The organism is Candidatus Poriferisodalis sp., assembly GCF_965208925.1.
Classification (GTDB): Bacteria; Actinomycetota; Acidimicrobiia; order Acidimicrobiales; family Poriferisodalaceae; genus Poriferisodalis.
On the sequence record NZ_OZ242364.1, the window covers coordinates 1226499 to 1238068 of the forward strand.

General features: G+C 68.3%; 17 protein-coding genes and 1 tRNA gene. 5 read left to right on the top strand and 13 right to left on the bottom strand.

What is annotated here, in order from left to right; translation table 11 throughout:
* Positions 1 to 19: 19 nt before the first annotated feature.
* Complete coding sequence (gene serS, locus ACOGI5_RS05370; protein WP_419863421.1) at positions 20 to 1273, top strand: serine--tRNA ligase; 1254 nt, start codon at positions 20 to 22, stop codon at positions 1271 to 1273.
* A gap of 35 nt (positions 1274 to 1308) precedes the next feature.
* On the opposite strand, the gene ACOGI5_RS05375 is transcribed toward serS, so the two are convergent.
* From ACOGI5_RS05375 to orn, 9 genes are all read right to left on the bottom strand, one after another.
* The gene (locus ACOGI5_RS05375; RefSeq protein WP_419863422.1) at positions 1309 to 1638 is read right to left on the bottom strand and encodes a CrcB family protein; all 330 of its coding nucleotides are present in this window, start codon (positions 1636 to 1638) and stop codon (positions 1309 to 1311) included.
* Complete coding sequence (locus tag ACOGI5_RS05380; protein WP_419863423.1) at positions 1635 to 2054, bottom strand: fluoride efflux transporter FluC; 420 nt, start codon at positions 2052 to 2054, stop codon at positions 1635 to 1637. The genes ACOGI5_RS05375 and ACOGI5_RS05380 overlap by 4 nt, the downstream gene beginning before the upstream one ends.
* A 19-nt stretch (positions 2055 to 2073) precedes the next feature.
* On the bottom strand, positions 2074 to 2772 hold the full coding sequence (locus ACOGI5_RS05385; protein WP_419863424.1) for a poly-gamma-glutamate hydrolase family protein: 699 nt from the start codon (positions 2770 to 2772) through the stop codon (positions 2074 to 2076).
* Positions 2773 to 2778: 6 nt separating this feature from the next.
* Positions 2779 to 3693 (bottom strand): cytochrome c biogenesis CcdA family protein, encoded by a 915-nt coding sequence (locus ACOGI5_RS05390; protein ID WP_419863425.1) that lies wholly within the window; start codon positions 3691 to 3693, stop codon positions 2779 to 2781.
* Between the two features lie 54 nt (positions 3694 to 3747).
* Positions 3748 to 4488, bottom strand: coding sequence for a TlpA family protein disulfide reductase (locus ACOGI5_RS05395; protein ID WP_419863426.1), 741 nt, complete (start codon positions 4486 to 4488; stop codon positions 3748 to 3750).
* Positions 4489 to 4685: 197 nt separating this feature from the next.
* Positions 4686 to 5039, bottom strand: a complete 354-nt coding sequence (locus ACOGI5_RS05400) for a WhiB family transcriptional regulator (RefSeq protein ID WP_419863427.1) — start codon at positions 5037 to 5039, stop codon at positions 4686 to 4688.
* A 129-nt stretch (positions 5040 to 5168) separates the two neighbouring features.
* Positions 5169 to 5411, bottom strand: coding sequence for a hypothetical protein (locus tag ACOGI5_RS05405; RefSeq protein ID WP_419863428.1), 243 nt, complete (start codon positions 5409 to 5411; stop codon positions 5169 to 5171).
* 112 nt (positions 5412 to 5523) lie between these two features.
* Positions 5524 to 6612 carry an MBL fold metallo-hydrolase gene (locus ACOGI5_RS05410; RefSeq protein WP_419863429.1) on the bottom strand — a complete coding sequence of 363 codons (1089 nt, stop codon included), beginning with the start codon at positions 6610 to 6612 and terminating at the stop codon, positions 5524 to 5526.
* Between the two features lie 31 nt (positions 6613 to 6643).
* On the bottom strand, positions 6644 to 7252 hold the full coding sequence (gene orn, locus ACOGI5_RS05415; RefSeq protein WP_419865438.1) for an oligoribonuclease: 609 nt from the start codon (positions 7250 to 7252) through the stop codon (positions 6644 to 6646).
* A 156-nt stretch (positions 7253 to 7408) separates the two neighbouring features.
* Here orn and ACOGI5_RS05420 point away from each other — a divergent pair, with 156 nt between their 5' ends.
* The gene (locus tag ACOGI5_RS05420) at positions 7409 to 8248 is read left to right on the top strand and encodes a potassium channel family protein (RefSeq protein ID WP_419863430.1); all 840 of its coding nucleotides are present in this window, start codon (positions 7409 to 7411) and stop codon (positions 8246 to 8248) included.
* Positions 8249 to 8263: 15 nt separating this feature from the next.
* Here the strand turns inward: ACOGI5_RS05420 and ACOGI5_RS05425 are convergent, their stop codons facing one another.
* The 3 genes from ACOGI5_RS05425 to ACOGI5_RS05435 form a co-directional block, all read right to left on the bottom strand.
* Entirely contained in the window at positions 8264 to 8548 is a 285-nt protein-coding gene (locus ACOGI5_RS05425) for a hypothetical protein (protein ID WP_419863431.1), read from the bottom strand.
* Between the two features lie 52 nt (positions 8549 to 8600).
* Positions 8601 to 9035 carry a dUTP diphosphatase gene (dut, locus tag ACOGI5_RS05430; protein ID WP_419865439.1) on the bottom strand — a complete coding sequence of 145 codons (435 nt, stop codon included), beginning with the start codon at positions 9033 to 9035 and terminating at the stop codon, positions 8601 to 8603.
* A 60-nt stretch (positions 9036 to 9095) separates the two neighbouring features.
* Positions 9096 to 9168, bottom strand: a tRNA-Lys gene (locus tag ACOGI5_RS05435).
* A gap of 79 nt (positions 9169 to 9247) precedes the next feature.
* Here ACOGI5_RS05435 and ACOGI5_RS05440 point away from each other — a divergent pair.
* Positions 9248 to 9442, top strand: coding sequence for a hypothetical protein (locus ACOGI5_RS05440; RefSeq protein ID WP_419863432.1), 195 nt, complete (start codon positions 9248 to 9250; stop codon positions 9440 to 9442).
* A gap of 53 nt (positions 9443 to 9495) precedes the next feature.
* Here ACOGI5_RS05440 and ACOGI5_RS05445 read toward each other — a convergent pair whose 3' ends face one another.
* Positions 9496 to 10200 carry a histidine phosphatase family protein gene (locus tag ACOGI5_RS05445; protein ID WP_419863433.1) on the bottom strand — a complete coding sequence of 235 codons (705 nt, stop codon included), beginning with the start codon at positions 10198 to 10200 and terminating at the stop codon, positions 9496 to 9498.
* Between the two features lie 73 nt (positions 10201 to 10273).
* Here ACOGI5_RS05445 and ACOGI5_RS05450 point away from each other — a divergent pair, with 73 nt between their 5' ends.
* The gene (locus ACOGI5_RS05450; protein ID WP_419863434.1) at positions 10274 to 10537 is read left to right on the top strand and encodes a MoaD/ThiS family protein; all 264 of its coding nucleotides are present in this window, start codon (positions 10274 to 10276) and stop codon (positions 10535 to 10537) included.
* A 14-nt stretch (positions 10538 to 10551) separates the two neighbouring features.
* Entirely contained in the window at positions 10552 to 11568 is a 1017-nt protein-coding gene (locus ACOGI5_RS05455) for a hypothetical protein (protein WP_419863435.1), read from the top strand.
* Positions 11569 to 11570 lie beyond the last annotated feature (2 nt).

Here is an 11570-nt window from a genome sequence, read left to right on the forward strand (position 1 = left end):
GCCGGTAGCTTCACCCGGCGTGATCGATCTCCGCCGGCTTCGAGACGACGCTGCCTACCGGGACGGGGCCGTCCGCAAAGGCACCGCGCCGGAGTTCATCGACGAGGTGCTCGCGGCCGACGAAGCATGGCGGTCCATCACCCACCAGGCCGAGCAGGCGCGGGCAGCGCAGAATGCTGCGTCGCGCGAGATCGGACGCAGTGCCCCCGAAGACCGCCCGGCCAAGATCGCCGAGGCAGCTCGCCACAAGGAAGCGGTGGAACGACTCGAAGCCGACGAGCGTGCTGCCACCGAGCGCCGCACCGACCTGGCGCTGCAGGTGCCGAACCCCGCTGCGGCAGATGTGCCTTCCGGCGGCGAGGAGCACTTCGAGACGGTGCGCGAGGTGGGAGAGCGGGGCGACCCACCCGCCCACGACCATGCCGAGATCGGTGCGCTCAGCGGTCTGGTCGACTCCGAGGCCGGGGCTCGCAACAGCGGCACGCGCTTCGCCTACATCAAAGGCGCCGCTGTGCGGCTGGAGTTTGCGCTGGTGCAGTGGACCATGGACGTGCTGGAGCGCAACGGCTTTCTGCCCGTCGTGCCGCCCGTGCTGGTGCGCGAGGAGCTGATGGTCGAGGCCGGGTTCTTCCCCGCCGACCGCCACCAGGTGTACGAGATCGACGGCGACGACCTGTTCCTGATCGGCACCTCCGAAGTGGCGCTGGCAGGCCTGCACCGGGGCGAGCGCCTGGCGCGGGCCGAATTGCCGTTGCGGTACGCCGGCTTCTCGTCGTGCTTCCGGCGCGAGGCGGGCACCCACGGCAAGGACACCCGCGGCATCTTCCGTGTCCACCAGTTCGACAAGGTGGAGATGTTCTCGTTCTGCGACTCCGAGGCGAGCTGGGACGAGCTGGAGGCCCTTCGGGCCATCCAGGAAGAAATCGTCGGCTCGCTCGACCTGCCCTACCGGGTCATCAACGTGGCGGCCGGAGACCTGGGCGCCGCGGCGGCCAAGAAGTACGACCTCGAGGTGTGGCTGCCGTCCGAGCGTGCCTACCGCGAGGTCACCTCATGCTCGAACTACACCGATTACTCGGCCCGGCGCCTCGGCACCCGCTGGTTCGACGGCGACGGCCACGGGCTGGTCCACACCCTGAACGGCACGGCATGCGCCGTCGGCCGCACGCTCGTGTTCATCATGGAGAACCACCAGCGTCCCGACGGCTCCATCGCGGTGCCAGAAGTGCTCCACCCCTGGCTCAACTTCACCGAGATCGCAGCTCCCGCCTGAAAGGTCCCGCAGCTATTGCAGCCTGCGTCTGGAAGTCAGGCGAGAGCGAGGCCGGCGGCGGCTGCCGCGGTGGCGCCGGTGATCGTCAGGGAGATGTAGCCGAAGGCCAGCAGCGGGCTGGCGCGGGAAAGTCGAGCTGACTCGGGAAGGATCCCCGAGACGGTGGTGAGGGCGCCGAGGCCTGCGGTGCCGAGGATGGTTGCCGCAGCGCCCGATGTGCTCGCGAGCAGCCCGAGTGCGAAAGCGCCGGCGATGTTGATGAGCATCGTTCCGCCTGGTCCGAGCGCGGTGCTGATTCTCCAGCGCATCACCGTGCCCGCCGCGGCGGCCACGCCGAAGCCCACCGCCACAACCAGCGTCGTCATGGCCGCCTCGCGTTCGCGAGCACAGCGAAGCGGCCCACGACAAATGCCGCGGTGCAGGCCGCAATCGTCAGGCCGAGCCACGCTCCTGCCGTTGCGACGTGGCCGGTGTCGAGGTGCCCGGCGAGCTGTAGCGCAAGTGCTGACATGCTGGTCAGCGCCCCGCAGAAACCGATCGTCAGACCAACCGAGGGGCCGGCGTCGTTTCGGCCCACGCTTCCGATGCCCGCGCCGGCTGGCCTGCGGCGCCGGACTAGCTCGTGACGAGCGGTCACCCAGCCGACCACGCCGCAGCCGATGACGTTGGCAATCAGCAGGGCCCAATCGCTGTCGAGTCGTGTCGTGAATGCCCATCTAGCCGCGGCGCCGACGACGCCGGCTGCAGCGACGGCGGCAACGATGCGCCGCTGAGTGTTCATGTCGCGCTCTGGACGACGATCAGCCTGCCGTCACCAGCTCGGCGTCTGACACCGGACCGCCGTTCGATGTCTGCGCGTCGAGGGTCCAGGCACGGGCCGCAGCTGCGAGGCCTTCGATGAGTGCCTCGTGATGAGGCACCCGTCCGGGACCGCGGAATCCTGTCCACATGGGGCTCTTGCCGCGGATGCGGGGTGGCAGCTCGATCTGCACGCCGCCGTGGCGGGGCAGGTTGCACGGGTTGCGCGGGTGCTGGCCGGCCAGCGACTTGGGGATGTCGTCGAGACGGTGAAGGATCTCGTAGTGCGGCAGCCGTCCGATCAGGTGGACCGCGACATGGGACGCGAGCGTGCGGTTGCGCCCGCCCAGCAGCACCGCCCGCAGCAGCCGCGGGCTGCCGAAACCGTGGACCGCAACCACCACATCGACGTGGTCGAGGAACTCGCGCAGCACAGGCGAATCCATGGGATCGAAGCAGTGGCTGGGCAGGTGCCACTGATCGTCAGGGCCCTGCAGGCATGCGTACACCGAGGCGCCGCTGCGCTCGGCGGCTGCCGAGGCGATGTCGTCGGTGACCTCTTCGAGCCACCCTCCGTGAAAGGCCATGAAACCGAATCGCGAGCGGAGTCGCAGCACCTCGGTCACACCTGGCCGGCCGAGCAGCTCGGCAAATGGCCGCTCCGCATCGAGGAGCGTGCGGTCCTTCAGGTGCAGTGCCACAGCGGCTTAGTTCAGCACCTCGGCGGCACTGTCTGCTTGGTCTGGGTCGGTGAATTGTTCACCATCGCCCGCTGATGCCGTCTCGCTGCGACGGCCGGTCGCGAGCATCGCCATGAGGCCGATGGCGAGCACGATGCTCATGATGAGTCCGAGCCGCACGCCGCCGACCGAGGCCACCCAGTTGCTCAGGCTGCTGCTCCAGCGTTCGACGGTCACGACCAGCCCGTCGCCGCCGCGGTCGGTCAGGTCGATGAACCAGTACCAGATGGTGAACGCACCCGCCGCGATCAGCAGAACTGCAGCGATCGTGTCGGTGTACCGCATGAGCACTCGCAGCTTGCTCAGCAGCCAGCCACGAGCCAGCGCCAAGCTGACCGCCAGCGACGTCAGCACCATGCCCATGCCGAGCGCGTACAGCACGAAGGACACGATGCCGCCGACGAAGCTGTCGTCGCCTGCTGAGGCCGTGACCACGACGAGGAACGTCGCCAGACCGCAGGACACCGATGCGATGGCGTAGCTGACGCCGAACAGGAACAGCGAGCGCATGTCGCGGCCCCCCGCACCGCGCTCGAATTTCGGCAGGTACGCCGTCAGGCGAAAGCCGGCGAGAATCGCGACGCCGAGCGCGATGAGTCCGGCACCGATGACGATGGCCGCCCACGGGACGTAGTCGCGCAGCGCACTCAGGCCTGCCGACAACGCGATGCCGACGATGCCGAACACCACCACGATGCCAGTGGTGACGACGGCGCCGGTGGCCAGTGCCCGCCCGACACCGGCGCGGGAGCTGCCCTCGCTGGCGCGGCGGTCGATGCCCAAGAAGAACGACAGGTACGCGGGCAGCATCGCGAAGCCGCACGGATTCACCGTGGCCACGATGCCAGCAGTGAAGGCGAAGGTGAGTCGTGCCCCGTTCATAGCCCGCTGTGTCCTTTCTTCGGGCCTACAGCCCGCTGTGTCTTTTCTTCGGGCCTACAGCCCGAAGTGCTCCTCTGCTCGGGTGGTGATGTCGTCGAGGGTGAGCAGACCGCTGTGCGTTTCCAGGATCTCGCCTTGGGGGGACACGAACACTGTGGTGGGCATGCCCAGTCCGCCGAAGTCGATGAACAGCTCACCCTCGTCGAGCCCGGTGGGGTAGGTCACACCGCGGTCGGCCACCGTAGCAATGGCGTCTTCCAGCCGATCATTGGCTGCCAGTCCCAGCACTGCTACCTGCGAACCATGAGTGTTCCAGAAGCGTTCGAAGTCGGGCATCTCGGTGACACAGGGCACGCACCATGACGCGAAGAAGTTCACGATGAGCGGGCAGCCCTCATATCCGGCGAATGCTGCGGGCAGTTCATCAAGCGTCACGAAGCCCAGCGCGTGCACGCCGGTCAGGCTCGGATCTATGTCGTGGTCGACGGGGTCAATGTCGTTGCACGCCGGGGGCGGTTCCGACGCTGCGGCGGCTGTGGAAACCGACCCGGCTGCATCAGTTGCAGCCCCATCGGTACTGGCGGGGTCAGTTGAGCTGGCTTGGCTGGCATCGGCCGCAGCATCGCCGCCTTCGACCTCGGCTTCCATCGCCACTAGTGAGGTCATGGCGGGTCGACCGCCGCCCGCGAGCAGGAAGACTGTCGCACCGAGTGCGTAGAGGCCGAGCAGGGCGAACAACCCGCCGCGCCAGCCTCTGAGCTGTGCTCGCCAGCGTGCGCCGCTCGGTGACTCCATGCAGGGGCGAGGCTACTTGTGCCCCTTGCGGCGATTGATTCAGGACGGCAGCGGCAATGCGGCCGCGCCGACAAGCAGCGAGGGCTGCATCGCATCACCGCTCGACGGCCCGCCCCGGGGCTGCCAGCCGCCCATTTCGGGCAGCTTCAGTCCGCCGGGGCGGGCCGTCTCGGGGACGCGCCTGAGCAGGGGAAGACTCAGGCGCGGGCCAAGTCGGGAGGCAGAGGCACCTCCTCGATCCTGAGTTGCGGGTGGCCGCTTCTGGGCGGCCGCCCGCGCGGGCGTTTGTCCTTGCAGACCCGCCCGTTCTCGAAGAGCTCGCCGCCCCACACGCCCCACGGCTCGTGGCGTGCCTTGGCGGCGTCGAAGCACTCGCTCACCACCGGGCATGCCGAGCAGATGGCCTTGGCGCGGGCGATCTCGTAGAAGTTCTCCGAGAAGAACAGCGGCGTCAGGGTGCCCACGAGGTCGCGGCAGCGACCCCGTGCGCGCCAGCCCTCATTGGTGAGGGCCGCTGTGTTGTCGGTGTTGTCGATGACCAGTTCCAGCATGAGCTTTCTCCTGTGTCTTGTGAAGCAGTTGTGATTCGGGGGCAGTGGTGTCGGGGCATGCACCGGAAACGCAAAACGGCCGCCGGGTTGTCCCAGCGGCCGTTCGGAGAGTTCTGGTGTCTCAGTGGACTACATCAGAAACTCCGAGGGCCGCAGGCGGTGACGCTTGGTCGTTGCCGTCGGGTTGGCACCGTGACCGCGCACCGCATGCTGGAACATGATCGGCATGGGACCCACCGCCGCGAGCAGGCCGATGGCCGTGCCGCGCTCCCGCATGCGCGTGACCGGCCGCCAACAGCGCACGCCAGTTGCCGGCACCGGTACGCGATACCCGCAGGCACGCGCTGTGGTGTAGGCGCCGTGGTCGAACATTGGGGATCCAATCGGACAAAGGGTCGGGGCAACTGGCCAGCTGCGGATACCCGACGATAGGCCGCAGCGGCGCCAACAGCACCACGTCCCGGCAGGCCGTGTCAAGTTATTTTCAGTCGAACTCGTATTCGAGGACGTCATCGGCACGCCGGGAGACGCTGACTTCGCCGATGTAGCGCAGATGCTCGAGGTGAGCGAACGTCTCCGACTCTGCCATCGGACCCCACGAGCGTTCCTTGAACAGCTGCTTCATGTAGTCCTGCACGGGAGCGCGGCCGAGGCGATCAGATGATTCGCGCAGCAGGTCGAGCCGCTCGTTGTGGTGGCGCTTGATGTCTTCGACACGTCCACTCAGGTCAGTGAACGGCTGGCCGTGAGCCGGCAAGCCCAGGGTGACACCCTCGAAGCTGGCAACCCGGTCCAGGCTCGAGAAAAAGTCCTTCAGGGGGTCGCGCGCGGTGGTGATGCCAGAGATGTGCGGCGTGATCGTCGGCAGCACATGGTCGCCGCAGATCATCAGGCCGCCTTCGGGATCGAAGAGGCACAGGTGATCGATGGTGTGGCCGGGGGTGTGCACCGCCACGAACTCGCGCCGCGCCAGCTTGATCCGGTCAGCGTCCTCGACGCGATGGGTGGGGTGGGGCGTGGCGAACCAACGACTGCCCCAGCCGTTGCGCATCGCCCAGTAGCCGATCTTGGCGCGCAGCGGGATCTTGTAGTGCTGCCCGCCCCATGGCGTGGGGCCGCCCGGACCGGTGTCTCGCCCGCTGTACACCGGGTCGGCGACGAGCTCGTTGTTCTCGCCGTCGGACGACACCGGCTCCAGCGCCTCTTCGTCCTCGTCCGCGGTGTCCCACCACAGCCGGAATCGACGGTGGGTGACCACATCGGCGCCGTACTCCCGATGGAAGCGTCCAGCAGCCCCGAAATGGTCCGGGTGGCTGTGGGTAACGATGATCGAGTGGATTCGTTCGGGCGGTACCTCGGCTTCGGCCAGCCCGGCCATGAGCGCCTTCCAGTTGGCCGGGCCCGGCAGGCCCGGATCGACGAGGGCGGCGCCGCGATCGTCGTCGAGGATGTAGCAGTTCACATGTCCAAGACCGGGCATCGACATGGGCAGCTGCAACCGGCGCACGTCGGGCGCGAGTTCAGTGATCTTGCCGTCGGGCGGCATCTGCTCCTCGCGAGTCGGGCGTGACACGGGGTGCAGACTAGCGAGCCGCCCCAACCTTCTAAGGAGCGTTCGATTCTGTGTCGGACTCCGCGGCCGCCTCGGCGGCCGAACCGGTTCCACCCGGCTCGAGCCACTGGTCGCGGTAAAAGCGCAGTTCGTCGATGCTCTCGAGCACGTCGTCGAGAGCCCGGTGCTTGGTGGTGCCGGAGCGGGATCGACTCAGATCTGCCCAGGCCGCAGCGACATCTGGCCGCCAGCGCTTGGCGAGTTCCTTGATCGACGACACGTCGACCACCCGGTAGTGCAGGTGCTCTTCCAGCGCGGGCATGTACTGGTCGAGGAAGCGTCGGTCGGTCCCGATCGAATTCCCGCACAGCGGCGCGGTGCGAGGCTCGGGAACGTGCTCGCTGACAAACGCGAGCGTGCGCTCTTGCGCGTCGGCCACGTTGATCTGCGACACCGCGATCTCGTCGAGCAATCCCGTCGCCTCGTGCATCGTGCGGACTTCAGCGTCCATCGCGTCGAGATCTGCCCGTGTCGCCCCGATGACCAGCGACGGACCGGTGGCGACGATTGCCAGCGAGTCGTCGGTGATAACCGTCGCGATCTCCACGATGCGATGGCGGCGATGATCCAGTCCGGTCATCTCCAAGTCCAGCCAGACCATCACGGCTGCATCGTAGAGGCGAAGCCGTGGCCCGAGCGGCCCGTGAGCGCCAGCGAACAAGAGCGGGAAACAATTGGTTCGGCGGCGGGAAGGCCCACCTGGCAGCGCATCGTCGAAGTCATGACCCGGTCCGCTGGTCGCAATAGCGTGCAATCGATGAAGGGCGTGTTGGGACGGCGGCAGGCGCGCCAGGGTCCGCGACTTCGCAGGGCATCGCGGCGGCGTCTGTTTTCCGGAGGTCTCGAACCCGTCGATCGGCTCGTCGTCGGGGTCACCGTTCTCGTGTTCGTCCTGGCGGCCGGCACCACCGGCTATGTGCTGCTGGGGCTGGGAGCGCTCGACGCGCTGTACCAGACGGTCATCACTGTCTCGACCGTCGGCTACAGCGATCCGGCGGGCGTAGGAGCGCGCTACCAGCTCTTCACGATCGCTCTCATCCTGCTCGGCACCGGCACGTCGCTCTACACCATCGGCGTCGTGATTGAGATGCTGTTCGAGGGACGGCTCGACGACCACATCAGGAGGCGGCGCATGCAGCGCTCCATCGACAGTCTTTCCGGTCACGCGGTCATCTGCGGCTACGGCCAAGTCGGCCAGGCGATCGCCGAGGCCATGATCGATGCCGGCACCGAGGTGGTGCTCATCGACCAAGACGCCGACATCGACTCCGGCGATCTGCACATGTTGTCCGGCGACGCCACCCACGACAGCACCCTGCAAGACGCCGGCATCGAGCGGGCGAGTGCGCTGGTGGTGGCCCTGGATTCAGACGCCGACAATCTCTATGTCGCTTTGAGCGCCCGAGCGCTGTGCCCAGAGCTGTTCATCGTGGCGAGAGCGAACTCGCCGGAGGCATTGCCGAAGCTGCGCCAAGCAGGCGCCGATCGCGTCATCAACCCGCACCAGATCGGCGGAGCGCACATGGCTGCTGCTGCCTTGCGTCGGGACGCGACCGACGACGGCGCGGGCCAGTCGGGCCCGGCGCCCAGCCGCTGACCGCGACCACGTGATTCAGTCGGCCACGAGGTGCAGGGCGCGGCGAGTCTGCTCGATGCGCTCGTAGCCATCGGTGTCGGCGAGGTAGCGACGCTTTGCCAGGCGCGCCCGCGCACGGCGCCTGCGGGCCTTCGCCGCGTCGGCGTCGGCGACGACCCTCCGGGCCAATCCCGCGGCAGCGAAGCCACCGATGTGGAGCCCCGCGGACTGAACCCGACTAGGCGTCTTGGCTGTCTGATCGGTCTCGAACTCGAACTGGGATGCATCGAACAGGGTCAGCGGCGGCGGCTTCGTCGTCATGGGTTCATGGCTACCGATGGGGTGTGACAGCAATGGCGAACGATGCTTGGCGTCAGCGACCTGAATGCCCGAATCCTCCGAGACCCCGCTCGGTCTCGTCGAGAGAATCCACCTCGTGCCACTCAGCCTGCTCGACGCGCTGGATGACCAGTTGTGCGATCCGGTCGCCGCGCTGGATCTCGTAGGGCTCGCTGGGATCGGTGTTTAGAAGCAGCACCCGCAGCTCGTCTCGGTAGCCGCTGTCGATCAAGCCGGGCGAGTTGACGCAGGTGATTCCATGCCGCCACGCCAGCCCACTGCGAGGCTGCACGAAGCCGGCATAGCCAGGCGGGATTGCCACAGCGATGCCGGTCGGCACCATTGCCCGGCCGCCGGCTGCGGCCAGCGTGACCGTCTCGGCGGCGAGCAGGTCGCATCCTGCGTCACCGGGCTTGGCGTACGCCGGCAGCGGAAGATCGGGGTCCAGGCGTCGTATCGGAACTGCCACCACGGCGAGCACTGTAGGTGAGGCCTGAGCTGGCTCGATGCTCGCGATTTGTCGCTGCGGTAGGCCGCCCGGGACTCGAACCCGGCACCTTGGGATTAAAAGTCCCCTGCTCTACCCGATGAGCTAGCGGCCCGATGTCCGCAGGCGCCGATCCGGCGCTCCGGCACTCATGTCGAGGCTACTGGCGGGGTTCGCGCTCTAGCCTGACGCCAGTGACCCAAGGATCCGGGCCCGAAGCACCACCTTCTGCCGCTCTGCCCACTGCGGCATCCGAACCGGATCTGTTCAGCGACGCCGAGCTGGATGCCATCGAGGATGATCTGGCACGAGCGGAACGAACCTTGAGCCTGCTGGCCGACGACGACATCGATCCCGAGGTGGCAACGGCCTGGCTCGCTGAGTCCTGAGCAGCGGTGTCCTGGGAGCTGGTGCGAACAGGCGAGCCTGCTCGCCGGCGCTGCTACTCGATCATGAGATCGATGTCAGAGGCAACCAATTCGACCCGGTTGCGGGCCTCCAGCTGATCCCAGTTCCAATTGGCGTCCGCAGCGGCGCCGTCGAGCCAGAACCAGCGGCCTGCCAGGTTCGGCACCCGCTCGTCGCCGAGGCCCACCCGCGCGTCGATCGTCTTGAGCACACCGGCATGGCCCACCAGCAGGACGCGACCGCAGACAGACAGATGCCGTCGCATCGCCGGCAGCAGCCGCCGGGCAATGCTGTCTTCAGACTCGAAGCCGGGCGGCCACCTCCTCGCTGCGACATCGCCGGGCCAGCCCTCGTCGATCTCGGCCCGGGTCAGGCCTTCCCAGGGTCCCGCACTGCGCTCGCGCAGCGCCTCATCGGTCACGACGTCGCTCACGCCGAGATGCTTGGCAATGATCTCAGCGGTCCGCCGCGCCCGTTGCAGATCGCTGGACACGATCAGGTCGAATGCAGGCAGGTCGAACGCATGCCGACCGGTGTGCAGATCGCGCCCCCGCATCACGGGCGTCCGCCAGCTGTCGTCCGCGGCAGCGAGTGTCGTTGCCAAGGCGTCGGCGGCGATCTCCGCCTGCCGCTCGCCGAGCCCGGTCAATGCAGGATCGGCCTGTCCCTGCCAGCGGCCACGCAGGTTCCATTCGGATTGACCATGCCGCACCGCCAGCAACTCTGAATGCTGTGTCACGGCGCCCGACCCTAGAGGCTGCGCTTACGGCGCAGCGGTGAGCCCAGTGGCCCGTCCGAGTTGCCTCCGGGACGTGGTCGGTAGCATCGCGGCGATGCCGACGGTGACGATCCGCCTGTTCGCGGGGGCGCGCGAAGCGGCTGGCGTCGGCACCGCCCAGACCGAGGCGTCCTCGGTCGGCGAGGCGCTGGAGTGGGCCAAGGCGAGCTTCGGCGAGAGCTTCAGCGCTGTCTTGGCAGCCAGCAGGGTCTGGCTGAACGGCGAGCCGGCGCTCGGGGAGTCGCGGCTCAGCACCGGAGACGAGATCGCCGTCCTGCCGCCCGTATCGGGCGGCTGAGCGGCGGCTGCACGGTGGCAGCGTCGCCGGACCGCGAGGCGGCGCGGCCGCGAACGTCCGCGACAGCGCAATGGCTCGGCCCTGCGGCCGAACTGGGTGATGCCACCATCAGCGGCGGGCTGATCTGGTTCGCCGGGCTGATCTGTGCCGTGTGGGCCGGGGCGGTGACGTTTGGCATCGCTCTGACTGTGGTCGCCATGCTCGGCGCCTGGCAAGCTGCGGGCGTTCGCAGCCGCGCCGGAGCAGCACGCCCATCGTCGAGCCGAGCGGGGGCGCGGCCCCAGGCTGCCGCACCGCTGGTGCTTCCCCAGAGTCATCGGCTGCCCGCTGCTGCGCTCGCCGGTGCAGTCGGATTCGCAGGTGTCCTCGACACCCGCCTGGCGGGAGTCGTTGTGGGTGCGGCGGTCGCCGCCAGCTTCATCGTGGTCGCGGCGTTGCGACCCCGCCGTTCCGACGGCGGTGCCGTGCCGCCGATGCAGGCGTCACCGCTGCGGCTCCTGGCCGGTGCAGGGATGCTGATTCGCACCTGGATGCAGGTCGGCGTCGCGGCCGCATGCTTGGCGGCCGTCGCTCGCTACTCGCTGGGAGCGGCACTCGTGCTCGTGAGCGCGGCCGCCGCTTACGACGCCAGCGCGCACCTTGCCGCGTCGGGTCGACGCCCGGGGCTGCGCGGCCCGTTGACGGGCGCAGTCGCCGCCGTGATCGCGGTCTTCGCCCTGACCGGCCTGAGCGTGCCGCCATTTGCACCCACCGATGTCATCAGGTTCGGCGTGCTCGCGGCGCTGACGCTGCCGCTCGGCCCCGCGCTCGCCCGGCCGAACACTGCGCTCGCTGCACGTCGAGAGCATCTCCAGGCAGGCGAGCAGTACGCCGACCGTCGATCAGCCGCCGATCGCCGTGCGTCGGAGCCCGCCGGCGGGCTCCAGCGAGCGTGGGAGCGACTGGCCACCGAGTGGGCCGTGCGCAGGCTCGATTCGCTGAGCGTCACGGCCCTAGCGTGGATGTGGGGCTTGGGACTCCTCGCCGTCTGAAC

Coding starts and splice junctions, on each gene's coding strand:
- ACOGI5_RS05375 (WP_419863422.1), bottom strand. CDS start 1,638: ATGACGACGCTGGTTGTGGCGGTGGGCTTCGGCGTGGCCGCCGCGGCG.
- ACOGI5_RS05380 (WP_419863423.1), bottom strand. CDS start 2,054: ATGAACACTCAGCGGCGCATCGTTGCCGCCGTCGCTGCAGCCGGCGTC.
- ACOGI5_RS05390 (WP_419863425.1), bottom strand. CDS start 3,693: ATGAACGGGGCACGACTCACCTTCGCCTTCACTGCTGGCATCGTGGCC.
- ACOGI5_RS05395 (WP_419863426.1), bottom strand. CDS start 4,488: ATGGAGTCACCGAGCGGCGCACGCTGGCGAGCACAGCTCAGAGGCTGG.
- ACOGI5_RS05400 (WP_419863427.1), bottom strand. CDS start 5,039: ATGCTGGAACTGGTCATCGACAACACCGACAACACAGCGGCCCTCACC.
- ACOGI5_RS05405 (WP_419863428.1), bottom strand. CDS start 5,411: ATGTTCGACCACGGCGCCTACACCACAGCGCGTGCCTGCGGGTATCGC.
- orn (WP_419865438.1), bottom strand. CDS start 7,252: ATGGTCTGGCTGGACTTGGAGATGACCGGACTGGATCATCGCCGCCAT.
- ACOGI5_RS05420 (WP_419863430.1), top strand. CDS start 7,409: ATGAAGGGCGTGTTGGGACGGCGGCAGGCGCGCCAGGGTCCGCGACTT.
- ACOGI5_RS05425 (WP_419863431.1), bottom strand. CDS start 8,548: ATGACGACGAAGCCGCCGCCGCTGACCCTGTTCGATGCATCCCAGTTC.